The sequence below is a fragment of the Methylorubrum sp. B1-46 genome (assembly GCF_021117295.1).
Lineage (GTDB): Bacteria > Pseudomonadota > Alphaproteobacteria > Rhizobiales > Beijerinckiaceae > Methylobacterium.
In genome coordinates this window covers 2042757-2063650 of the sequence record NZ_CP088247.1, presented here as the reverse complement: position 1 = coordinate 2063650, position 20894 = coordinate 2042757, and the positions used below count along the sequence as shown (strand labels likewise).

23 protein-coding genes are annotated in these 20894 nt (G+C 70.1%); 14 read left to right on the top strand and 9 right to left on the bottom strand.

Annotated features, from left to right (window positions below; all coding sequences use genetic code 11):
* The 4 genes from LPC10_RS09665 (at position 1) to LPC10_RS09650 (ending at position 2788) form a co-directional block, all read left to right on the top strand.
* The gene (locus LPC10_RS09665) at positions 1 to 597 is read left to right on the top strand and encodes a DUF447 domain-containing protein (protein ID WP_231346482.1); all 597 of its coding nucleotides are present in this window, start codon (positions 1 to 3) and stop codon (positions 595 to 597) included.
* Between the two features lie 37 nt (positions 598 to 634).
* Positions 635 to 1168, top strand: a complete 534-nt coding sequence (locus LPC10_RS09660; protein WP_231346481.1) for an SRPBCC family protein — start codon at positions 635 to 637, stop codon at positions 1166 to 1168.
* Positions 1169 to 1233: 65 nt separating this feature from the next.
* Complete coding sequence (locus LPC10_RS09655; protein WP_231346480.1) at positions 1234 to 1764, top strand: SRPBCC family protein; 531 nt, start codon at positions 1234 to 1236, stop codon at positions 1762 to 1764.
* A gap of 25 nt (positions 1765 to 1789) precedes the next feature.
* Positions 1790 to 2788: a YncE family protein gene (locus LPC10_RS09650; RefSeq protein ID WP_231346479.1), complete on the top strand. Its 999-nt coding sequence runs from the start codon at positions 1790 to 1792 to the stop codon at positions 2786 to 2788.
* Positions 2789 to 2792: 4 nt separating this feature from the next.
* Here the strand turns inward: LPC10_RS09650 and LPC10_RS09645 are convergent, their stop codons facing one another.
* Together LPC10_RS09645 and LPC10_RS09640 are read right to left on the bottom strand one after the other, a co-directional pair.
* Positions 2793 to 2993, bottom strand: coding sequence for a hypothetical protein (locus LPC10_RS09645; protein WP_096484828.1), 201 nt, complete (start codon positions 2991 to 2993; stop codon positions 2793 to 2795).
* A 52-nt stretch (positions 2994 to 3045) separates the two neighbouring features.
* The gene (locus tag LPC10_RS09640; RefSeq protein ID WP_231346478.1) at positions 3046 to 4077 is read right to left on the bottom strand and encodes a hydantoinase/oxoprolinase family protein; all 1032 of its coding nucleotides are present in this window, start codon (positions 4075 to 4077) and stop codon (positions 3046 to 3048) included.
* A gap of 3 nt (positions 4078 to 4080) precedes the next feature.
* Between LPC10_RS09640 and LPC10_RS09635 the strand changes: the two genes are divergently transcribed.
* On the top strand, positions 4081 to 4779 hold the full coding sequence (locus LPC10_RS09635; protein ID WP_231346477.1) for a HisA/HisF-related TIM barrel protein: 699 nt from the start codon (positions 4081 to 4083) through the stop codon (positions 4777 to 4779).
* 135 nt (positions 4780 to 4914) lie between these two features.
* Here LPC10_RS09635 and fae read toward each other — a convergent pair whose 3' ends face one another.
* The 7 genes from fae to LPC10_RS09600 all read right to left on the bottom strand — a co-directional run bounded on the left by fae (position 4915) and on the right by LPC10_RS09600 (position 11775).
* Positions 4915 to 5427, bottom strand: coding sequence for a 5,6,7,8-tetrahydromethanopterin hydro-lyase (gene fae, locus LPC10_RS09630; RefSeq protein WP_108939831.1), 513 nt, complete (start codon positions 5425 to 5427; stop codon positions 4915 to 4917).
* Positions 5428 to 5662: 235 nt separating this feature from the next.
* The gene (locus tag LPC10_RS09625) at positions 5663 to 6538 is read right to left on the bottom strand and encodes a triphosphoribosyl-dephospho-CoA synthase (protein ID WP_231346476.1); all 876 of its coding nucleotides are present in this window, start codon (positions 6536 to 6538) and stop codon (positions 5663 to 5665) included.
* Positions 6535 to 7449: a RimK family alpha-L-glutamate ligase gene (locus LPC10_RS09620; protein ID WP_231346475.1), complete on the bottom strand. Its 915-nt coding sequence runs from the start codon at positions 7447 to 7449 to the stop codon at positions 6535 to 6537. The genes LPC10_RS09625 and LPC10_RS09620 overlap by 4 nt, the downstream gene beginning before the upstream one ends.
* A gap of 172 nt (positions 7450 to 7621) precedes the next feature.
* Positions 7622 to 8593 (bottom strand): methenyltetrahydromethanopterin cyclohydrolase, encoded by a 972-nt coding sequence (gene mch / locus LPC10_RS09615; RefSeq protein WP_231346474.1) that lies wholly within the window; start codon positions 8591 to 8593, stop codon positions 7622 to 7624.
* Positions 8523 to 9647 carry an ATP-grasp domain-containing protein gene (locus LPC10_RS09610; RefSeq protein ID WP_231346473.1) on the bottom strand — a complete coding sequence of 375 codons (1125 nt, stop codon included), beginning with the start codon at positions 9645 to 9647 and terminating at the stop codon, positions 8523 to 8525. Before LPC10_RS09610 ends, mch begins: the two co-directional genes overlap by 71 nt.
* A 122-nt stretch (positions 9648 to 9769) precedes the next feature.
* Positions 9770 to 10663 carry an NADP-dependent methylenetetrahydromethanopterin/methylenetetrahydrofolate dehydrogenase gene (gene mtdB / locus LPC10_RS09605; protein WP_231346472.1) on the bottom strand — a complete coding sequence of 298 codons (894 nt, stop codon included), beginning with the start codon at positions 10661 to 10663 and terminating at the stop codon, positions 9770 to 9772.
* Between the two features lie 110 nt (positions 10664 to 10773).
* Positions 10774 to 11775 (bottom strand): beta-ribofuranosylaminobenzene 5'-phosphate synthase family protein, encoded by a 1002-nt coding sequence (locus LPC10_RS09600; RefSeq protein WP_231346471.1) that lies wholly within the window; start codon positions 11773 to 11775, stop codon positions 10774 to 10776.
* A 418-nt stretch (positions 11776 to 12193) separates the two neighbouring features.
* Between LPC10_RS09600 and LPC10_RS09595 the strand changes: the two genes are divergently transcribed.
* The 9 genes from LPC10_RS09595 to pqqB all read left to right on the top strand — a co-directional run bounded on the left by LPC10_RS09595 (position 12194) and on the right by pqqB (position 20820).
* Positions 12194 to 13270 carry a formyltransferase gene (locus LPC10_RS09595; protein WP_231346470.1) on the top strand — a complete coding sequence of 359 codons (1077 nt, stop codon included), beginning with the start codon at positions 12194 to 12196 and terminating at the stop codon, positions 13268 to 13270.
* Entirely contained in the window at positions 13264 to 14910 is a 1647-nt protein-coding gene (locus LPC10_RS09590; protein WP_231346469.1) for a formylmethanofuran dehydrogenase subunit A, read from the top strand. The genes LPC10_RS09595 and LPC10_RS09590 overlap by 7 nt, the downstream gene beginning before the upstream one ends.
* A 26-nt stretch (positions 14911 to 14936) precedes the next feature.
* Entirely contained in the window at positions 14937 to 15872 is a 936-nt protein-coding gene (gene fhcD, locus LPC10_RS09585; protein ID WP_108942883.1) for a formylmethanofuran--tetrahydromethanopterin N-formyltransferase, read from the top strand.
* A gap of 10 nt (positions 15873 to 15882) precedes the next feature.
* Positions 15883 to 16680 carry a formylmethanofuran dehydrogenase subunit C gene (locus LPC10_RS09580; protein WP_231346468.1) on the top strand — a complete coding sequence of 266 codons (798 nt, stop codon included), beginning with the start codon at positions 15883 to 15885 and terminating at the stop codon, positions 16678 to 16680.
* A 92-nt stretch (positions 16681 to 16772) separates the two neighbouring features.
* Positions 16773 to 17036, top strand: coding sequence for a hypothetical protein (locus LPC10_RS09575; protein ID WP_231346467.1), 264 nt, complete (start codon positions 16773 to 16775; stop codon positions 17034 to 17036).
* A 176-nt stretch (positions 17037 to 17212) separates the two neighbouring features.
* Positions 17213 to 18847 carry a HAMP domain-containing sensor histidine kinase gene (locus LPC10_RS09570; protein ID WP_231346466.1) on the top strand — a complete coding sequence of 545 codons (1635 nt, stop codon included), beginning with the start codon at positions 17213 to 17215 and terminating at the stop codon, positions 18845 to 18847.
* The gene (locus LPC10_RS09565; protein WP_017485235.1) at positions 18844 to 19551 is read left to right on the top strand and encodes a response regulator transcription factor; all 708 of its coding nucleotides are present in this window, start codon (positions 18844 to 18846) and stop codon (positions 19549 to 19551) included. The genes LPC10_RS09570 and LPC10_RS09565 overlap by 4 nt, the downstream gene beginning before the upstream one ends.
* A gap of 232 nt (positions 19552 to 19783) precedes the next feature.
* Positions 19784 to 19873 carry a pyrroloquinoline quinone precursor peptide PqqA gene (gene pqqA, locus LPC10_RS09560; protein WP_012317526.1) on the top strand — a complete coding sequence of 30 codons (90 nt, stop codon included), beginning with the start codon at positions 19784 to 19786 and terminating at the stop codon, positions 19871 to 19873.
* Positions 19874 to 19920: 47 nt separating this feature from the next.
* A complete protein-coding gene (gene pqqB, locus LPC10_RS09555) occupies positions 19921 to 20820 on the top strand; it encodes a pyrroloquinoline quinone biosynthesis protein PqqB (protein ID WP_231346465.1) in 900 nt (299 codons plus the stop codon).
* Positions 20821 to 20894 lie beyond the last annotated feature (74 nt).

Below are 20894 nucleotides of genomic sequence, written 5' to 3'. Positions count from 1 at the left end.
ATGCCGCTGATCCTGGAAACCGTCGTCACGACCCTGTCGGCGACGGGCGCGCTGCATCTCGTGCCGTTCGGCCTGATCCGCGAGGGCGAGGAGTTCGTGCTCGCCCCGTTCCGGCCCTCGCCGACGATCGAGAACCTCGCGCAGCGCCCCTACTTTACGGCCTCGGCACCCAGCGATGTGCGGGTGATCGCCGGCGTCGTGACGGGGCGGCGCGATTGGCCGGTGGTGGATTGCGACCGCATCCCCGGCAAGCGGCTGGCCGAGTGCTTCGGCCATGCCGAGTTCGAAGTGGCGGCGATCGAGGACGATCCCCAGCGGCCGCGCTATCGCGGGCGGATGGTGCATGCGGTGAGCCATGTGCCGTTCATCGGCTACAACCGGGCGCAAGCGGCGGTGATCGAGGCGGCGATCCTGTCCACGCGGCTCCACATGCTGGAGCCGGAAAAGATCCTGACGGAGATGGCCTATCATGCCATAGCCATCGCCAAGACCGCCGGCCCTACTGAACGCGAGGCCTGGGAGTGGATCGAGGACAAGGTCGCGGGGGCCCTCGGGCGCACCGGCCGCGTCCTCGACGGGACGAGCCGCCCCCAGTGAGGCGAGGTTTCAAGACATCCCCAAGGAGATTGCTGGTTTGAAGCGGATCGCACTGCTCGCCGCCGCGGCGCTCGCCGTGACCACCATCGCTGCAGAGGCCCAGCACGCGCCGACGCGGCGCAAGATCGTCGAGAGCATCACCATCGACGCCTCTCCCGACAAGGTCTGGTCGGTGGTCGGCAACCCGGCCGATGCGGGCTGGATCGAGAACGTGGCGCGGGCTGAGCGGCAGGGGAGCGCCGACAAGCCGGTCTTTCGCCTGACGCTGAAGAACGGCCACGTCATCGTCGAGGAGGCCCGCAAGCTCGATCCCGAGCGCAAAAGCTTCGCCTACTACATCCTCGAGAACGAGGTCGCCGACCTGCCGGCCAAAGATTACTCGGCTACGATCTCGGTGCAGCCCGAGGGCGCGCAGGCGCGGGTCGAGTGGCGGGCCGCGTTCTACCGCGGCCATCCGAACAACGACCCGCCGCCCGAACTCAACGATGAGAGTTCGGAGAAGCGCGTGCGGGCCTGGGTTCATGCCAGCCTTGAGAACCTCAAGGCCAGGCTTGAGAAGAGCGGCTCCTGACACAAGTCGCTCGAACGAAGGGTGAGGCTGCCATGCTCGGCGGCCTCAACGGGAGGAGAAAACACATGAAGTTCAGGACGCTCGCCGCCGTGGCGGCGCTCGCCACGGTGACGTTTGCCGCGCAGGCGCACGGCCCGACCCGGCAGAAGGTGTCGGAGTCGATCGAGATCAACGCCCCCGCCGACAAGGTCTGGGCGATCGTCGGCAACTTCCAGGACGGAAGCTGGATCCCCGTGGTCGAGAAGACCGAGGGCAAGGGCGGCAACGAGGTCAAGGCGACCCGCACGCTGACGCTGAAGGGCGGCGCCACGGTCGAGGAAGAGCTCGCCAAGTACGACGCCGAGAAGAAGACCCTGATGTACCGGATCACCAAGGTCGACGTGAAGACCTTGCCGGTGAACGACTATTCCTCGACGATCGAGATCGAGGGTGACGGTGCGAAATCGAAGATGACGTGGCGCGGCGCGTTCTACCGCGGCTACATGAACAACGATCCCCCGCCCGAGCTGAACGACGAGGCCTCGAAGAAGGCCGTGCTCGGCCTCTACAAGGCGGGCCTGGAGAACGTGAAGGCCAAGGCCGAGAAGGGCTCGTAAGGCTTCGATGATGCGGATGGCCGGCATGCTTCGATCCGATCGGCGGGCGCGCCGGCCATCCAACGCTCCCTCCGGCCGCGGGGGGAGAGCCTGGATCTGGGGCCTCCTCGGAATAGCCTCGCTCTCCGTCCCCGCCCTGGCCCAGGAAGCCCTCGTCACGGCGCAACTCGGCAACGCCGTCGAGATCGTCGACCTCGCGTCGAAGAAGATCCTGCAATCGATCCCCGTGCCGGGGTCACCGGCCGGCATCGCCCTCTCGCCCGACCGGAAGATCGCCTACGTCACCCGCCCCGAGGGGCACGGCGTCTCGGTGATCGACCTCGACGCGCGCAAGGTCACGGCGAGCCTCGGCCTGCCCGGCGGCCCGCTCGGCATCGGCGTCAATCCGAAATCCGGCGAGGTCTACGTCGCCGACTGGTACGGCACCCGCGTCTTCGTGCTGCGCCCGAAGGCGGAGGGCCTGACACTGGAGGGCGAGATCGCCACCGGCAAATCTCCGTCCGGCATCGCCGTCACGCCGGACGGCGCCACGCTGCTGGTGGCCAACCGCGAATCCGACTCGGTCTCGATCATTGATGTGGGCACGCGCCGGGAGGCGCGGCGCGTCGCGGTCGGCCAGCACCCGTTCGGCCTCACCCTCTCGGCGAACGGGACCCGAGCCTACACCGCCAACGTGGTCTCGAACGATGTCTCGGCCATCGATATCGCGGCCGGCCGCGAGACGGGCCGGGTCGCCACCGGCCAGCGGCCCTACGTGATCGCGTTCGCCGCCGGCAAAGGGTTCGTGACCGACCAGTATTCCAACACCGTGACGGTGTTCGATCCCGCGACCCTGAAGACGCTCACCGTGATCGATGTCGGCGACCATCCCGAGGGGATCGCCGCCACGCGGGACGGGAAGACCATCGTCGTCGCCAATTGGGGCGACAATGCCCTGAGCCTGATCGACCCGAATAGCCTTACCGTCACCGGGACGGTCGCGACCGGCGACGGGCCACGCGCCTTCGGAGACTTTTTGCGATAGCGGCTCAGGCGGCCGCAGGCGGTTCGCCGGACCCCGTCTCGGCGGGCGAGTTGAGGATGTCTTCCAGTTCGTCCACGAGGCGGTCGATCTGGTCGTCGCTCGCGAGCACCCGTGTGGTGCGGCCGTCCTCGGTGACGAAGGCCAGCTCGATCGCCTCGCCGGTGCGGGTGGCCAGGATGCGGGCGAGCTTGTTTCCTGCGGTCATTCGCATCTCCTCGTGACGTATCCCCGACAACGCGCGGCGGCCGCCCGGTTCCTCACGCGATCAGGCCGACGGCGACCGCCGGCCCGCAGGTCGAGACCCAGGCGGCCTCTCCGCGCAGATGCCCGGCGATGGTCTCGGTCAGCGGCACCGAGCGGCGCCCGAGACGTGTGGCGAGCCGCTCGGCCAGGAAGCGCCCGGCGCCGCAGACGACGAGCGGCGCATCCTCCGGCAGGTCGGCGCGCGACAGCAGAACCGCGGCGGCATCGTGCAGGGGGCGCAACTGCGCCTCGGCGAACCACGCGGCCAGCGCCCGCCACTCCGCCTCGCTCCCCTCCCCCCGGTCGCGTCCGACCATGCGGGCGAGCCGGATCTCGGTCTCGGGGATCGACTTGCCCTTGAGGTCGGCGCTGTATTGCTGGTCGGCCCCTTCGGGTAGGTCGCCGGTGAGGCGGTAGATGTCAGCGGTGCTGGCAAAGGTCTCGGCCATCAGCCGCGTGCGCCGGCCTCGCCAGGGGGCGTGGGTGGCAAAGGCGAGGAGCGGCGTGCGTACGACGCCGGTATAGACGAGTTCCCCCGTCTCCAGGCGCTCCGCGTCGCTATAGCCCTCCGCGGCCGGTGCGCCCTGCACGATCGGGATCAGGTCAGCGGTGGTCGAGCCGATATCGACCAAGAGCGCGTGGCCCGTGTGCCGGCCGATCAGCGCCGCGGTGGCGTGCCAGTTGGCCGAGGCGATGTCGGCGGCATGCGTGCGAGCCTCCTCGGCCGACACGAAGCCGGCGCGGCCGGCATAGATCCTCACCGCGCCCGTCAGCGTCGCGGCCGCCCAGGCGGAGAGCTGGTGAACCCCGTCCGCCCGGTCGGCGAAGCAGTCAGTCAGTTCGCCGGTCATGGTGACGGCGTGATGGGCCTCGCCGCGCACCCAATCCGGCAATTGCGCGAAGGTCTCATCGAGGGCGGGGACGCCGCGCCAGAGCCGGCAGGGCGCCTGCACCGCATCGACCACGCGGCCCTCTTCGACGAGGGCCGCCTTGACATGCACCCCGCCGAGATCCCACCCGATGACCCTGTTGTTCGTCCGGTTCACACGATGTCTCACGGTTCTGAAGGGGCCCCGCCGTTTCGGCTGATCCCGGTGATCGACCTGCGCCGGGGGCAGGTGGTGCGCGCCCGCGCGGGCGAGCGGGACGCCTATGCCCCGATCGACACCCCCTTGGCCAGAGGTTCGCGGCCCGCCGACATCGCCCGCGCCCTGCTCGACGCCGTCGGAACGGATCACCTCTACGTCGCTGACCTCGATGCGATCATGGACGGCGTCGAGCCCGACCGTGCCAGCCTGGAGGCGGTGGCGAGCGCCTGCCCCGGCGTGAGGCTGTGGGTCGATGCCGGCTTTTCCGATTTTTCCGCAGTGGAGCGCTTCACCCGGCTCGGCCTCGGCCGTCCCGTAATCGGCAGCGAGAGCCAGCGCGATGCCGGACTCGTGCGCGCCCTCGGCAACCGAACCGTGCTCTCCCTTGACAGCCGCGGCGCGGAGCGGCTCGGTCCGGACGCCCTGCACGAGGAGGCGGAGGCGTGGCCCGAGGACGTGATCGTGATGACGCTGGCGCGCGTCGGCACCGGCACGGGGCCCGATCTCTTCGGGATTTCACGAGCGGTCGCGCTCGGCCAGCACCGGCGGATCTACGCGGCCGGCGGCGTGCGGGGACCGGAGGATGTGGCGGCTCTCGCGCAGGCCGGCGCGAAGGGGGCGCTCGTGGCCTCGGCGATCCATGACGGGCGCCTGCGCTGAAAGACCTTCGCCCAAAAAGAAAGGGACGGCCGAAGCCGTCCCAATCCATCAACGTCCAAGGAAGATCGAAGCCAGTCGCTGGAGCAGACCCCGCGGTGCGGGCGGAGGCTCGCTCTGCCCAGGACTGCCTCCGATCTAAGCGTTGGCGGCGAAGGGGTGGGTCGCCGACTTGCGCTGCTCGGTCACGGCCGAAGCCTTCGGCTCGCCGTTGACGGCGCGCTGGATCGAGAGCTTGGTGGCCTCGTAGTTGTACTTCTGGATCTTGGCGTCGTCGGCCGCTTCCCAGTGGATGAACACGCCGACCAGCACGTACAGGTCGTCGGCCTCGTCCGCCGGGATGATGCCCTCGGCAACCGCGTCCTGCACGGCCATGGCGACGCCATGCTGAGCCGGGCCGAACATCTGGACGGCCTGACGGGCGTCGTTGATGGTGACCTTGTTGAACATCAGCGTGTTCGGCTTGCACGGCAGGTTCGGCGCGATCACGGCGAGCAGGCTGGTGAAGCCGTGCTTGTTGTTCACGAGGCCGTTGCAGAAGGCCGTCTCGGCCGGCGAACCGCGCGGTCCGATGATGAGGTCGATGTGGGCGACCTCGTTGCCGTCGCCGACGAGGGCTTCGCCGACCTGAACCTTGGTGATCTTTGCCATTCGGGGTCTCTCCCTGGATTCCTGAAAAAAGGCCCGCCCTGAGAGAAGGCGTGGCCTGGAAGCCATCCTTGTTTGCGGCGCCCGGCTGAGAGCCGAGCCGGTTTGCCCGGATAGCGGGGCGGACCCTACAGCGGGCCTTTCCGCCGAACAACCCGCGCAAGACCCTGAAATCGGCGATTTTTTGGGTCGTTGGGGGCCTTGACGCGCGAAGATTCATCCCCTCGCGGGCGTAGGGTCAGACGGCCTCGCCTCGGGCGGCGAAAAGCGCATCGAGAAACAGCGTCGCGACGGTGAAGTCGGCGCTCGTCCCGGGGTTGAGGCCGGCCTCCTTCAGCACCCGATCGTAGGCAAGAAGTGGCTCGATCGGCTCGGCGGCGAGGTCTATGCCGGCGAGCCGTGCTTGCGCCTCCGCCCGCACCGCCTCGGCCCTGTCAGAGCTGTGCTTGCGGGCGATATGGCTGTCCGGCACTGCCGTCAGATAGGCGAGGTGGACAGCCGTGGTGGTCCAGGGCGGTGCAAGGCCCCGCGCCCGCGCCTCGCTCAATGCGGGCAGGCCGATGACGAAAAGATCGCGGAAACCGTCGGTATAGGCGCGGGCGATGCGGTCGCGCGGAGCGGCCTCGGCCATCGCCGCGAGAAGCGGCGGGACCGTCCCCTCCGCGCCGGGATCTTCGCCGACGTCGTGACGCTCGGCCCGACCGAGGCCGCCGGGATTGGCCCGGCGGATCGCCGCGAAGACGTCGCGGGCGTCCGACGCGTCGAACGTCGCCAGCGCGGTGTTCAGGGCCTCGCCCAGGGGGCCGGGCCGTTCCGCGGCACGGGCCAGCGGTGCGCAGAGCAGCAGGATGCCGAGATTGGTGTTCTGCCCCACCGCGGCGAAGGTGGCCTCGACCCCGCCGCGCACCCGGCGGCCCACCCGCGCGCCCGGCTCGGCCAGGGCCGGCGCGGAGACGTCGGCGCTGGTGACGAAATCGGCCACGACCATGCGGTGACCGGGGGCGTAGCCGTGAACGTTGCCGGGTTTCAGTGCGTCGAGCTCGGCGAGGCAGGCGGCCCGATACAGGTCGGCCACCACCGCCGCGGGCAGGCCGTCCTGCGGCGGCCCGCTCATCCGAGCGCCGAGACCAGACGCGGCGGGCGGGCGGCGCGCACCGCGTTGAGGAAGCCGCGGGCGACCGCCCCGGCGATGTCGACATCGGTGACCTGCTGCAGGCCGGACCAGGCCGGCATGGAATTCACCTCCAGGACAAGGAAGCCGCTGTCCCCGTCCTCGACCAGATCGATGCCGGTGTAGTCGACACCGACCGCCGCCGCCGCCGCCTCGGCGAGTTCGGCGGCGCGGGCGGGCACGTCCCAGGCGAAGGGCCTTCCACCGCGGTGGACGTTGGTGATCCAGCCGTCGCCCTCGCGGATCATCCCGGCGACAGCCCGGCCCTCGCAGACGAAGACGCGGTAGTCGCGCCACAGCCCATCGGCCCGCGGCACGTAGCGCTGGAGGTAGTAGACGCCGCTGACCGCTTCTTGCGCCGGCAAATCATCGGGATTTTCGAGGAGCATCAGCCCCTCGCCCTGCGAGCCGAACAGGGGTTTCAGCACGATCGGCCTGCCGGGCCGCGCTTCGCGGGCGACGATCTCGGCCGCCGCCTCACGCTTCGAGACGACGAAGGTGTCGGGCGTGGGGAGCCCCGCGCGGGCGATCAGCAGCGAGGTCGCCGCCTTGTCGACCGAGCGCTCGATGGCGGTGGGGCTGTTCCAGACCGTGACGCCGGAGGCGGCCAGCGCGTGGAGCACGCCGAGCCGCATCGTGGTGGCCTCGAAGGTGCCGCCGGCGATGGTGCGCAGCAGGACGCCGTCCGGCAGCCCGTCCGCAAAGCCGGGGACGCGCAAGGGCTCGCCGCCGCCGGTCATCACAGCGACGTCGGCGAGGGAGAACAGCACCGGCTCGACGCCGAGGCCCCGCAGCGCCTCCCGCAGCCGCGCCTTGTGCCAATTGCCGTTGTCGGCCGCGAGCCCTATGCGCATTCGCTCTTTTTCCGATTCCTTTTCCCCTCTCCCCTCCGCGGGAGAGGGTGCCTGCGGAGCAGGCGGGTGAGGGGTTGGCTCAGCTTCCGGAACCGGCGCTCCCCTCTCCCGACCCCTGCTGACGCAGGGGCCACCCTCTCCCGCAGAGGGGAGAGGGTTTGTTGTCAGCGCCTCACGCGAAGGACGCGTCCACGAGCTGCGGCTCCAGCCGGCCGCCGCGGAACGACTTGCCGGTCTTCACCGAAGTGACGATCGCCTCGGCTGGGGAGAACAGCGCGCCGTCGATCTTGTAGAAGTCGCCGTTCACCCGCGAGAAGATCTCGGCGAAGGGCGCACCGTGATCGGCCGAGGTGGTGGAGGGAATCTGCTCGGCGAGCTGCTTGGCCTCCGCGTCGTCGGCATCGACGTAGAGCTGGACCCGACCGCCATAGATGATGGCGTCGTTGGTGCGGCCCATCGCCTGGATGAAGTCCGGATGCGGCGGCGAGAGCGGGGCCGAGCCGATGCCGTCGAGGATCTTGTGCAGGTCGAAGCCGACGGTGTGCGCCTTGTGCAGGGCCACCTCCAGCACGCGGGCGACGACCTGAGTCGAACCGGCGAGGCTCTGCGTCGGGGCGTAGATGAAGGTCACGTTCTCCGGGGCGAGGCCGGTTTCGCGCGCGACCTTGTTCACCACGGAGGCCGGCGGGGCGCTGGCGGATTCGAGGACGAGCGCGGTCGTCGTCGCGTTGTCGCGGTAGCCGAGCTCCTTGTAGAGCTCCTCCACGACGGCGACCGCACGACCGGGGCCCGAGCCGAGGGCGAAGAAGCCGGAATCGCCCTCCTCGTCGGCAAGGCTCCAGCCGGCATATTGCGAGCCGAGACAGGCCAGGACCGGATCGGCGGAGTGGACCACCACGGTATAGGGCCAGGAGGCGACCGGGCCGGTCGGGGCGATCGTCACCGTGCCGAGGCCGCCGAGGCAGATCTCGGCGATGCGGCGGCCGGCCTCGATCGAGCCGCGGGCGTTGGCGCCGGCATCGACCGTGCGCGCGCCGTTCTCCTGGGCGACGACGAGACGGAGCTTGGCCGCGTCAGCGACGAGGCTCTCGACCAGCGGCCCGGCCAGGGCGTTGAGGCTCGGCGCGCTCGTGTTGGAACTCATGACTGTTCTCCGTTTCCTCCAGCAGTGCGCGGACCTGCCCGGCCCTCGCCCGCAATTCTTGTTTGACCGCCGCGGCGTCCGGCCCGGAGGCCGTCACCGTGCAGAGCGGCGCGTCGCGCGCCACGAGGCTGCCGGCCCGCGGCCGGTCATACACGTGCGCCGGCCAGTCGACGGACGGCACCGCCGCGCAGGTCCGGGCCGCGTAACAGATCTCGGCGCCCGTCGCATCCGCCGGCTTTGCCTCGATGGCAGGCATGCGGCCGAGCGCCGCCTCGAAATGCTGGATCAGGAGCGGCGTCGGGCGGCGGTCGAGCACATCGAGCGTGGCGCCGGGGCGCGGATTGATCTCGAGCAGCCACCAGCTCTCGCCATGGACAAGGCAGTCGGCGCTGGCGAGGCCGGTGAGGCCGGTGGCGCGGGCGAGCCGAAGCGCAGCCTCGGCGATCTCCGCGGCCATCCGGGCCGGGACCGGCTCCGCCTCGTCGCGGCCGCAGGCGAGCGCTCCGGCATAGCGGAACGGCCGCAGCGGCGAGGGCGCCTGCCACTGCTCGGTCAGTGCCAGGGGCTCGATGCGGCGGCCATCGGAGAGGAAGTTCAGGGCGACGGCGCGGCCGGGCATCCGGGCCTGGAAGTAATGGCTCGGCGGGAGGGCGCCGGCCGCACTCGCGCGGATATGCGAGCCGCCGCAGCCGCCCGCCCGCTTGAGGAGCCACGCGCCCCGGTCAGCGACCGGGCCGGCGCTGACCGCCGGATGCGGAATCGCGAGGCGCTGGCACAGCGCGGCGAAGCCGAAGGGGTCCTTGAGCGCGGCGACCGTCTCCGCGCCCGCGCCGAGCAGGCGATGGCGGGCGGCGATCGCCGCGATGAGATCCGGCGCGCCCTCGAAGCCGCTGCCGAGGACGACCCCGAGAGCGCCGCCCGCCTGCTCCGACAGCGCATCGAGCCCCGCCAGCACGCTCGCGCGGTCGCGGGTTCCGGCACCGAAGCGGCCGGGCAGCGGGCGGTGAGCCTCGGCGAGCGCCAGGGTGTCCTCGTCGCCGAACAGGTCGAGCACGAACGGCCGCAGACCTGCCCGCCGCGCGGCCTGCGCCAGCGCCCGGCCGGACTGGGCGGCGATCAGGATTGCGCCGCTATCACGAGGACGCGATGGGGTCGGCGACGGGATCAGGGCCGCGCTCAGCCGGCGATCTCGACGGCGAGCTTGTAGGCGTCACGGAAATCGAGGCAGAGCGGCTCCTGCGCCTCGAGCATCTTGCGGAACAGGCGGCACTGGGTCTGGTACTTGACGTTGCCCACCGCGAGCGCGCCGATGCCGACCCCCTTGCCGACCGGCAGGGGCACGTCGACGGCATTGACGTCGATGCCGGCGATGCCGGCGGGCGGCACCGCGTTGACATCGGAGGCCACCAGGAGCTTGGGCGCGGATTCGAGATCCTCCGCCGTCAGGATCGAAACGCCGGCGGGGCCGGCCGAGAGGATGACGTCGGCATCCGTGATGGCCGCGCGCCGCGCCTCGGGCGCCGTGCCGTCGACGGCGCCGACCTCGATGCCGAAGCGCCACTTCATGGTGAAGGCGATCTTCGAGACGCGCTCCTCGCCGTCATGGCCGACGAGCACGGTCTGCGCGCCTTCCAGCGCGCCGATCACAGCCGCGACGTAGGCGACCACACCGGCACCACCGAAGATGACGATGCGCTTGCCCTTGAGATCGGTCGAGAACTTCGCCTTGAGCGCCCGGTTCACCTCGGCGACCATTGCTGCGCCGGTGGTGAACGAGCCGGCCGGGTCGGCGAAGACATGGTTGACGAAGGGGGGCACGAAGGCCTTCTTCGCCCGGTCCACCATGTCGAGGGCGAGTTCCGCGTTCTTGCCGCCGATGAAGATGCCGGTGCGCACGCCGTCCTGCGGCGCGCGGGAGAAGATCGAGTCCTGGGTCAGCGAGACGACATCGGTGAGATCGACGCCCGTATAGGGGATCAGCGTCTCGAAACCGGCATCGATCGCCATGTTCACGTCGAACGGGCTCATGTGCTTGAGCGGCGTCAGCATGTGCAGGATCGAGCGGGCCATGGTGTTCGTCCTCTCGTGACCGCGCCTTTGCGAGGCGCTTCAGGTGCAAAACCGGAACGACCGGCGCTGGTCAAGCGCAGGTTTCTTTGAAGCGCGGAAAAGAAAAAGCTCTAAACTTCGGAAACCGAGGCGCCGACGTTTCGCCCGCGCGCGATGAGGAAGCGGAGACGGCCGGGCCGCGCCAGCCCCGCGACTAGCGCCTCGGCCTCCCGCTGCGAGGGCATCAGCGCGAAGCCGGTCGGACCCCAGGAACTCTGGCCGTAGCCGGGCACCCCGGCTGCCGCCACGGCGGCGAGCGCCTCGGCCACCGCGGGGCTGGCGAAGCGACCGCCCTGGTGAGGCGCGAAATGGTCGCCGATCCGCTTCTGGATCTGCGTGATGCCGGCACCGAAGCCGTCGGGCTCGGCGGTCGCGGCAGCCGGCAGAACCTGCATCAGCACGATCCGGCAGATTTCCGCAGCCTGGGCCGGATCGAACGGCGGCAGATCGCGGAACGCTTCCGTCTCACGGGAGCCATGCACACCGGTCATGGCTTCATCGAGGATCAGCACGACCCGCCAGTTTTCCGGATAGGGCAGCCGAGCAATGACCGGCGGCGGCGCACCGGACCCGTCGCGCCCGCCATCGACGATCAGGCCGCCCTCGGTGAAGGCGGCGAGCCCGACGCCGGAGCGGTTGCCACGGTCGAGCACGTCGGCGAAGTCGGCAGGCTGGAAGGGGCGTCCGTTGAGGCGCGCCACCGCGGCGGCGACCGCGAGCGCGACCTGCGTGCCCGAGCCGAAGCCGGCATGGGCGGGAATGGCTTCCTCGACCTCGACCGCGACGGTCTCCGGCACCTCGAGATAGGAGGCTGCCGCGAGCAGGTTGGCGCGCACCCGCTCGGCCTCCGGACCGGTCGCGGAGACGCGCTTGGCCGGGCGGGCCACGAGCTGCACGGCCGGCGCGTCGAGGGCGAGACCAATGCTGCCGAAGCGGCGCCCGAGGCCGCCATTGAGGTCGAGGAAGCCGAAATGGAGGCGCGCGGGGGCGCGGACCCGCACGGCATTCACGGCAGGGCCGGCGGAGCGCGGCGCGCTCAGGATCTCACCCGTCTGGTCCGGGACCTCGGCCACGCTCTCATTCCCTCCCGCTAAAGCTGCCGGCGCGGCCCGCACACACGCGCCCGGCGATGCGGGCGGCTTCTCCCACGCTGCGGCGGCGCCGACAACCTCGCCCGAGGCAACCTCGCTCAATACATTCTCGAAGACGCGGACAGCCCCGTTAAGGCGCCGGATCATCGCTGACCCGGTGCGGGTCGATGCAGGAAATCTCCGATGCAAACTTCGCCGGGGGCTTGCAGGCTCCGGCTCAGGAAGGCAAAACCAGCCCGCTCCCACTCGCGGAGCCGGTCCGAGCCCCTGTCCTTGAACCCGAGCCGGGAATTCGAGGGCATCGAGTCTCCACCAGGGGCGCCCAGGGCGCCCTTCGGACATGACCGTCTTTCGCCCCGCCTCGATGCGGGGATGCCCGAAGAAACGACGGTGAGGAAGCATGGCAGCCTGGGTGAAGGGAGGCGCGGCGGATGTGGACGCGGCGGTCGAAGCCGCGGCCGACCTGCTGGCCGCGTCGCGCGTGCCGGTGCTGGCGGGTCTGAGCGCCGAAGTCTCGGCGCTACGCGCCGCCTACCGGCTGGCCGAGACGCTGGGCGCCTCGCTCGATCCCGTCTCCGGCCCTAGCGTTTACGCCGAACTCGGCGCGCTGAGCGCGGGCGGCGTCATGACCACGACTCGCGCCGAGACCATCGGCCGAGCGGACGTCGTGCTGATCCTCGGCAACCGCCCCTGGGACGGCGAATTGATCGGCGAGATCGCCGCCGCGGCCCCGAGCCGCGGACGGGCGGCGGGCGCCGAGCGCGCTCTGCTGTCGCTGGGCGGTCCGCAGAACGGTGCGATCCGTCACGTCGCCTACGCCTCCGACGCGGGCGGGCTCGCACTCTCGCTGGGCCACCTGCGCGCCTTCGCCAAGGGGCATCTCGCTGGGGAAGCGGCCTTCGCCGACCTCGCCCGCCGCCTGTTTTCCGCGCAGTACGGCGTCGTGATCTACGACGCTGAAGAGGTCGGTGAACTCGGCGTGGAGATGCTCCAGGGCCTGATCCGCGACCTCAACGAATCCACCCGCTTCTTCGCGCTCACGCTGGCCGACCCGTTCCAGGGCCGCGCCGCGGTGCAGCTCTCCGCCTGGACCACGGGGCAGGCGCCCCGGGTCGGCTTCGGCCGGCATCAGCCCGAGCACGATCCCTGGCGCTTCGATAGCGCCCGCCAGATCGCGTCGGGAGAGGCCGACGCTGCCCTGTGGCTCGCCTCGCTCCCCGCGCCGCGCCCGGCTTGGCTCGGCAGCCTGCCCACCGTCGCCATCGTCGGTGAGGGCTCGCCCGAAGCCGCGGGCGAAACCGCAGAGATCGTCATCACCGTGGGCGTGCCCGGCCACAGCGTCGGCGGCGCGCTCTGGAACGAGCGGCGCGGCGTCATCGCCTATGCCGAGCCGAAAGCGGCTGCCGAAGCACAAACGGCCGCCGACGTGCTCGCCCGCATCCGCGACCGCCTCATCGAGAAGGGTGTCTCATGCTGACCCGTATCCACGGCGGACGGGTGGTCGATCCGACAGCCGGGCGCGACGCCGTCGGCGACGTCTGGATCGAGGATGGCCGCGTCGTCGCCCCCTCCGAGCGCGCGCCCGACCGCACCATCGATGCCACGGGCTGCGTGGTGATGGCCGGCGGCGTCGAGGTCCACTCGCACATCGCCGGCGGCAACGTGGTGATGAGCCGCCTGCTCCTGCCCGACCTCTACGTCAGCGAATCCGCGCCCAACGGCCATCCCTTCGCCCATGCCGGCGGCTCGGGCAGCTGGATCGGCGCCAATTACGCGCGGATGGGCTACACCACCGCGGTCGAGCCGGCCCTGCCGCCCTCGAACGCGCTCGCGACCCATCTCGAACTCGCCGACATCCCGCTGCTCGACCGTGGCGGCCTGGCCGTGCTCGGCAACGACGACCACCTGCTTCAACTTCTGCGCGATGGCGAGGGCAAGAACGCGGTACGCGATCTCGTGCAGCAGACGCTGGCCCATTCGCGGGGTCTGGGCGTCAAGTGCATCAATGCGGGCGGCGCCTCGGCCTTCAAGGACGGCGTCTTGAAGCTCAGCCTCGACGACGAGATCCCCTGCTACGGGCTCTCGACCCGCACGATCATGTCGGCCCTGCTCGACGCGGTCGAGGAGATCGGCGTGCCGCACCCGCTGCACGTCCACTGCAACAATCTCGGCCTGCCCGGCGCCGACGACTCCCTCGTCGCCACGCTCGAGGCGGCGGAGGGCCGGCGCATCCACTTCGCCCACGCCCAGTTCTACGCCTACGGCGTGGTTGATCCGGAGAACCCGATGACCGGCGGCTTCCGCTCGGCGGCCGAGCGGATCAACGCGGCGATGGAGGCCCATCCCAACGCGACCTACGACGTGGGTCAGGTGGTGTTCGGCCAGACGGTGACGATCTCCCTCGACATCCTGCGCCAGTTCGGCGGCCGGAAAGGGGCCAAGCCGAAGAAGTGGGTGCTCACGGCCGGCGATGCCGAGGGCGGTGGCGTGGTGCCGTTCCTCTACCGGCCGCGCGGCCCGGTCTCGTCGCTGCAATGGGCGATCGGCCTGGAACTGATGCTGCTCTCCTCGAACCCCGAGCGCACCATCCTGACGACCGACCACCCGAATGGCGGCGTCTTCACTGAGTATCCGCGCATCATCCATCTGCTGATGGATGCCGAGGAGCGCGCGAAGGAAATCGCGACGCTGCCGGCGGTGGTCGGCGAGCGCTCCGGCCTGCCCAAGATCGAGCGCGAGTACACGTTCAGCGAGATCGCCCAGCTCACCCGTTCGGGCCCGGCCAAGCTGCTCGGCCTGACCGACCGCGGCCATCTGCGCGAGGGCGCCAAGGCCGACGTCGCGATCTACCGCGACGAACGGGACCGCACAGCGATGTTCTCCCGCGCCAAGCTGGTGCTGAAGGACGGCCAGCCCATCGTCGAGGACGGCGAGGTCGTGGCGTGGTTCTCCGGAAAAACGCTCTCACTCGATGTCGGGGCCGATGCCGGCATGGAGAAGCGCGCCGAGACCTACCTGCAGGACCGCTTCGGCGCCGGGCTCGACACCTTCGCGGTGCCGGACGCCGCCTTCCCGGAGAAGACCGGGACGTTCGAAGACGTGGCGTGCCGGGCGTGATGGGCGAGGGTGATGGGACGAAATCGATGAGCGACCTCATCCTCAACGGCATCAAGGTCGAGGACACCTTCGCCGAAGCCTTCGACGTCGCGGGCACCGCGATCATCGTGACCAACGACACGCCGAAATGGGCGATGATCGCGGCCACGGTGATGACGGGCTTCGCCACCTCGGTGATCGGCTGCGGCGCCGAGGCCGGCGTCGACGCCGAGCTCTCGCCCGACGAGACGCCGGACGGGCGCCCCGGCGTGCGCATCCTGCTGTTCGGCTTCGAGCCGAACGGGCTGAAGGAGCAACTCCTCAAGCGCGTCGGCCAGTGCATCCTCACCTGCCCCGGCACCGCCTGCTTTGCCGGCGTCGAGGGACCGCACAAGATCAAGCTCGGCGGGGCGATCCGCTATTTCGGTGACGGTTTCGCCGTCGCCAAGCGGCTGCCCGATGCGCAGGGCAAGATGCGCCGCTACTGGCGCATCCCCGTCATGGACGGCGAGTTTCTGTGCGAGGATTCAACCCGCGCCGTCGACGGCGCGGTCGGCGGCGGCAACCTCTTGTTCCTCGGGCGCAAGCACGCGGACACCCTCATCGTCGCCGAGATCGCGGTCGAGGCCGCCAAGGCGGTCCCCGGCGCGATCCTGCCCTTCCCCGGCGGCATCGTCCGCTCGGGCTCGAAGGTCGGCGGACGCACCAAGGGCATGATGGCCTCCACCAACGACGCCTATTGTCCGACCCTGAAGGGCCGAGCCGGCTCGGCGCTGCCGCCCGAATGCGGCGTGGTGCTCGAAATCGTCATCGACGCCCTAACCTCGCAAGGCGTCGCCGAGTCGATGCGCGCGGCGCTCCACGCCGCCACCGAGATCGGCGCCAAGTACGGCCTGGTCGCGGTCACCGCCGGCAATTACGGCGGCAATCTCGGCCGGCACCACTACCACCTCCGCGACCTGCTGGAGAAACCCGCCGCATGAGGACTCAACGATGAGCACGCTGAGACTGCGCGGGGATCTGCCGGAGCGGGTCGATCTCCTCAACATCACCCCGCTCGCCTTGAGCGGGTTGTCCGAGGCGGAAGCGGGCCGGCTCGCGATCGGCACCAGCCGGCGCGGCCTGACGCTCGGCGACGCGTTCGAGATCCGCCTCGACGGCTCCGACAGCCTCGTGATCGAGGGCGGCTCGTCCCGGCTCGACCGGGTGGGTGCCGCGCTCTCGCAAGGCTCGATCCGCGTCGAGGGCGATGTCGGCCAGCGCCTCGGCGAGGCCATGGCGGCGGGCGCGCTGACCGTCACGGGCTCGGCCGGCCCCTATGCCGCCACCGGTGCCACCGGCGGTACGATCACGATCGAAGGCGATGCCGGGGATCACGCCGGCGGCGCGGTCTACGCTGCCAAGGCCGGGCTCGACGGCGCGACGCTCGTCATCAAGGGCGCGGCGGGCGATCATCTCGGCGACCGCATGCGGCGGGGCCTGATCCTGGCCGGATCGGCCGGGGCCTTCGCCGGCTCGCGGATGATCGCCGGCACCATCGTCGTCTCCGGCGCGCTCGGCGACCATCCGGGCTACGGCATGCGCCGCGGCACGCTGATCGCCGGCAGCCACGGCGCTTTGCTGCCGACCTTCGTCGAGACCGGCACGCCGGATCTGGTCTTCGTCCGCCTGTTGGCCCAGAGCCTCAAGCGCCTCGACGCGGCGCAGGCCGGCCTGCTCGGCGGAACGCTGCGGCGCTACTCGGGCGACCTCGCGACGCTCGGCAAGGGCGAGTTGTTCGTGACGGCCTGATCCCGCACGATTTTTCCGAAAGCCGCCGGCAAGTCGCAGAAAAATGACTTGCTGGCCTGCCGGATTCTCCCACTTTGCCTCGCACGAAAGGCGTGGGGCACCGATCCGGTCGTGCCGCCCGCGCCCTCCTCCTGCCCGAGGCCGCGCGCATGTTCCTGCTCCTGTCCGTCTGCCTGATCGCCGAGCCGGCGAAGTGCCACGAGGAGCGGATCAACCTCTCCTACGACAGCCCGAACACCTTCATCTGCCTGCGCAATTCGCAGAGCACCCTGGCGGCGTGGCAGGAGGAGCATCCCGGCTACCACGTGAAGAGCTGGCGCTGCGCGCCCAAGGGCAGCCTGCCGAACGACCTTTAGTGTCTCTCACAAAACTCCCGCCGCGCCGTCATTGCCAGAGTGAAGACGATCAGAGACCGGGAGTTTTGTGAGGCACTCTTAGGCGAGCGGGACAAGCCGGCAATGCGAGCCGGCTTGAGACCCTGCCCCGGCGGTGACATGGTCCGCCCGCCGCCGCCGCGGCGGAGAGGGAGACCATGCGTTCGCTGAAAGTCCGGTTTGCCCTGCTGCTCGGCGGCATGGCGCTGATCGCCCTGCTGGCGGCGGTCGGCGTGCTGTGGTCGATCCGGCTGACCGAGAACGTCATCGATCGCACGCTCGCCGCCCAGCACCGGCTGGAGCTTCTCGCCGAACTCTCCGGGCGGCTGGCGCAGTACGGCTTCGCTGCCATCGAGAGCATCGGCAACCCGGACGCGCCGCCGGAGGCCTTGTCGGTGACCCGCGACCGGGTCGATGAGGCGCTCAACCGCGTCGACGACGCCCTCGGCAACGGCATGGCGACGAGCACCAACCTCGAGGACCGGATCCAGTATGTCGCGCGGACCCGGCCGCTGGCCAATGTGCGCGCGGCCCGCGCCATGCTCGACCGGCAGGTCACCCTGGTACGGCGAGAGAGCGATCCCGACCGGCGCAAGACCGCGATGCAGGGGACGTTGAACGCCTTCGGGGCGATGACGGGACCGCCGCTCTCGCTGCTGGTCGAGGCCGAGCGGCGCAGCATGAATGCGGGGACGGAGGCCGCTGCCACCCTGTCGAACCGCCTGACCATCGCTGCGCTCACGGCGGTGGCGCTGGCGCTGGCCTTCGTCGGGGTGCTCTATCGTTCAGTCACGCGGCCGACGCTGGCACGGATCGAGGAGATCCGCCGGGCGGCCGGCGCCGTCGGCAGCGGCGCGCTCGATACCCGGCTCTCGGTCGAGACCCGCGACGAGCTCGGTCTGCTCGTCGCGAACTTCAACCGCATGGCCGCCCGGCTCGCCCGCCGCGAGGGTCGGCTCGCCGCCGACCGGGCCGCCCTGGAGGACACGGTGGAGGCCCGCACCGCCGATCTGCGTGCGGCCAATGCGCGGCTGGAGATGGTGGACCGCTCCCGGCGCCGCTTCTTCGCCGATGTCAGCCACGAGTTGCGCACCCCGCTCACGGTGATCCTGGGCGAGTGCGACCTCGCCCAGCGCAAGGTCGAGCGCGCCGCCGGCAAGCCTGTCGATCACGGGCCGGTCTTCGCCACCATCCGCAAGCGCGCGCAGCGGCTCAAGCGCCGGGTGGAGGACCTCCTGCGCGTCGCCCGCTCGGAATCCGGCCAGATCGAACTCGACCGGCGCGCCGTCAGCGCCGTCGAAGTGCTGACCGACGCCATCGACAGCGCCGGCTCGGAGGCCGCCCGCCGCCGGGTCGGACTGGTGCTGGAGCCGGGCGACCGCGATATCGAGATCAGCGCCGATCCGGAATGGCTCCGCCAGGTTGTCGAGAGCCTGATCGACAATGCCCTGCGCCATGCCAACGGCCTGACCCGCGTCACCGTCTCCCTGAACGGGGGCGAGGGTCCGCAGGGAAGCCGGGCGCTCATCACCATCGACGACGATGGGCCCGGTTTTCCCGAACAGGGCGAGGGCTTGTTCGAGCGCTTTCGCCGCGAGGCCCGATCGGGAGAAGCGGGATTCGGCATCGGTTTAGCTCTGGCGCGATGGGTCGTTGAACGCCATGATGGCGCGATCAGCCTCGGCAGAGCCGAACGCGGCGGCGCCCGGGTGGTCATCGACCTGCCCGCGCTCGACGAGGGCGCCGCACCAAAATCGTACGGGGCAGGACACGAGAGGATCGGCGCCGCATGACGACGCGCGTATTGATCGTTGAGGATGACATCGACATCCGCGGCATCCTCGCTCGCGGCTTGGAGGCGGAAGGCTTCTCCGTCGGCGTCGCCGGCCGGGTCGAGGACGCGCTCAGCGCCGCCCGCGACGATGCCCCGGAGGCGGTCGTTCTCGACATCACACTGCCGGACGGCTCCGGCCACGATGTCTGCCGCTCCCTGCGCGAGGGCGGCTATCCCGGCGCGATCCTCTTCCTGAGCGCCCGCGACGAGGTGCGCGACCGGGCCGAAGGCCTGGCGCTCGGCGCCGACGACTATATCGTCAAGCCGTTCGTGTTCGACGAGCTGTTGGCCCGGCTCCAGGTCCACCTGCTGCGGCGCCGCGAGGCCGACACGCCGCGCACCGTCTTCACCGCCGGCCGCCTCACGCTCGACGTCAACATCCGCCAAGTCAGCTTCGGCGAGGCTTCGGCCCGTCTCACCCCGCGGGAGGCGGAACTACTCGCCCTCCTTATGCAGGAGGTCAACCGGCCGATCTCGCGCGGCGAGATCTTCGACCGCCTCTGGGCCGGCCAGGGCGGCCTCTCCCTCAACGTGGTCGATGTCTATGTCGGTTACCTGCGCTCGAAGCTCTCGGATTTCGTGCGGCTGGGCGGCCCGGTCATCGTCACCGTGCGCGGCAAGGGCTTCATGCTCGACCTGCGCGGCCAGGATTTCCGCCACTGAGGCCCCGCGGCATTTCGTTCCCCCCACCAAAGTCTAACCTGTGTTTCACGGGAAGTTGGGACCGTCCCGGTGCGAACATGGGAAGAAACGGCAAGCCGGCTCTTGCAGGCGGAGCCGGAATTGGCGATATACCTCCTGCGTGCGAAAACGAGTGCGTCGCCAGTATCTTACGATCCTCTTAAGCAAGTTGGGTCGAGGATTCGGGCGTTCCATAAAGTCGAGGAGAAACACCATGAAGTGGGCCGCCCCCATCGTTTCCGAGATCTGCGTCGGCATGGAAGTCACGAGCTACGAGTCGGCCGAGATCGACACCTTCAACTAAGGTGATTTGAGCCGGGTTAGGGTTGCGGGCATCAGCGGGTTCTCACCATGCATGTCGTGATCCTCGGCTCGGCGGCGGGCGGCGGCGTTCCTCAGTGGAACTGCCGCTGCTCCATCTGCTCCCTGGCCTGGGCCGGTGATCCCAGAGTCAAACCACGCACGCAGTCGAGCATCGCGGTCTCTCCGGACGGGGAACGCTGGCTTCTGCTGAACGCCTCCCCCGACATCCGCCAGCAGATCCAGGCCAACCCACCGATGCATCCGCGGGAGGGTCTGCGCCACTCGCCGATCCACGCGGTGCTGCTGACCAATGGCGACGTCGATCACGTCGCGGGCCTGCTGACCTTGCGCGAGGGCCAGCCCTTCACGCTCTACGCCACGCCCGGCATCCTGGCTTCGGTCTCCGACAACCGCGTCTTCGACGTGATGGCCGCCGATGTGGTGAAGCGGCAGACGATTTCCCTCAACCAGACCTTCGAGCCGGTGCCCGGACTCTCGGTGACGCTGTTCTCCGTGCCCGGCAAGGTGCCGCTCTGGCTGGAGGACGCCTCGATGCAGATCGGGGCCGAGACCGAAACCACCGTCGGTACGATGATCGAGGCGGGGGGCAAGCGCCTCGCCTACATCCCCGGCTGCGCCCGCGTGACGGAGGAGCTGAAAGCCCGCGTCGCGGGCGCCGACGCGCTCCTCTTCGACGGCACGGTGCTGGAGGACGACGATATGATCCGGGCCGGCGTCGGCACCAAGACCGGCTGGCGCATGGGCCATATCCAGATCAACGGCGAGACCGGCTCGATCGCCTCCTTCGCCGATGTCGAGATCGGCCGGCGGGTTTTGATCCACATCAACAACACCAACCCGATCCTGGTCGAGGACTCGCCCGAGCGCGCCAGCGTCGAGGCGCGCGGCTGGACCGTCGCCCATGACGGCCTGATCCTCGATCTCTGATCGAGCACGAGACGCGCGAAAGGCCGGCCTGGAAATTTAGTGCCGGACCGAATATATTTTGCACGATCCAATCG

Coding starts and splice junctions, on each gene's coding strand:
- LPC10_RS09665 (WP_231346482.1), top strand. CDS start 1: ATGCCGCTGATCCTGGAAACCGTCGTCACGACCCTGTCGGCGACGGGC.
- LPC10_RS09655 (WP_231346480.1), top strand. CDS start 1,234: ATGAAGTTCAGGACGCTCGCCGCCGTGGCGGCGCTCGCCACGGTGACG.
- LPC10_RS09650 (WP_231346479.1), top strand. CDS start 1,790: ATGCTTCGATCCGATCGGCGGGCGCGCCGGCCATCCAACGCTCCCTCC.
- LPC10_RS09645 (WP_096484828.1), bottom strand. CDS start 2,993: ATGACCGCAGGAAACAAGCTCGCCCGCATCCTGGCCACCCGCACCGGC.
- LPC10_RS09635 (WP_231346477.1), top strand. CDS start 4,081: ATGTCTCACGGTTCTGAAGGGGCCCCGCCGTTTCGGCTGATCCCGGTG.
- fae (WP_108939831.1), bottom strand. CDS start 5,427: ATGGCAAAGATCACCAAGGTTCAGGTCGGCGAAGCCCTCGTCGGCGAC.
- LPC10_RS09625 (WP_231346476.1), bottom strand. CDS start 6,538: ATGAGCGGGCCGCCGCAGGACGGCCTGCCCGCGGCGGTGGTGGCCGAC.
- LPC10_RS09620 (WP_231346475.1), bottom strand. CDS start 7,449: ATGCGCATAGGGCTCGCGGCCGACAACGGCAATTGGCACAAGGCGCGG.
- mch (WP_231346474.1), bottom strand. CDS start 8,593: ATGAGTTCCAACACGAGCGCGCCGAGCCTCAACGCCCTGGCCGGGCCG.
- mtdB (WP_231346472.1), bottom strand. CDS start 10,663: ATGGCCCGCTCGATCCTGCACATGCTGACGCCGCTCAAGCACATGAGC.
- LPC10_RS09595 (WP_231346470.1), top strand. CDS start 12,194: ATGGCAGCCTGGGTGAAGGGAGGCGCGGCGGATGTGGACGCGGCGGTC.
- LPC10_RS09590 (WP_231346469.1), top strand. CDS start 13,264: ATGCTGACCCGTATCCACGGCGGACGGGTGGTCGATCCGACAGCCGGG.
- fhcD (WP_108942883.1), top strand. CDS start 14,937: ATGAGCGACCTCATCCTCAACGGCATCAAGGTCGAGGACACCTTCGCC.
- LPC10_RS09580 (WP_231346468.1), top strand. CDS start 15,883: ATGAGCACGCTGAGACTGCGCGGGGATCTGCCGGAGCGGGTCGATCTC.
- LPC10_RS09570 (WP_231346466.1), top strand. CDS start 17,213: ATGCGTTCGCTGAAAGTCCGGTTTGCCCTGCTGCTCGGCGGCATGGCG.
- LPC10_RS09565 (WP_017485235.1), top strand. CDS start 18,844: ATGACGACGCGCGTATTGATCGTTGAGGATGACATCGACATCCGCGGC.
- pqqA (WP_012317526.1), top strand. CDS start 19,784: ATGAAGTGGGCCGCCCCCATCGTTTCCGAGATCTGCGTCGGCATGGAA.
- pqqB (WP_231346465.1), top strand. CDS start 19,921: ATGCATGTCGTGATCCTCGGCTCGGCGGCGGGCGGCGGCGTTCCTCAG.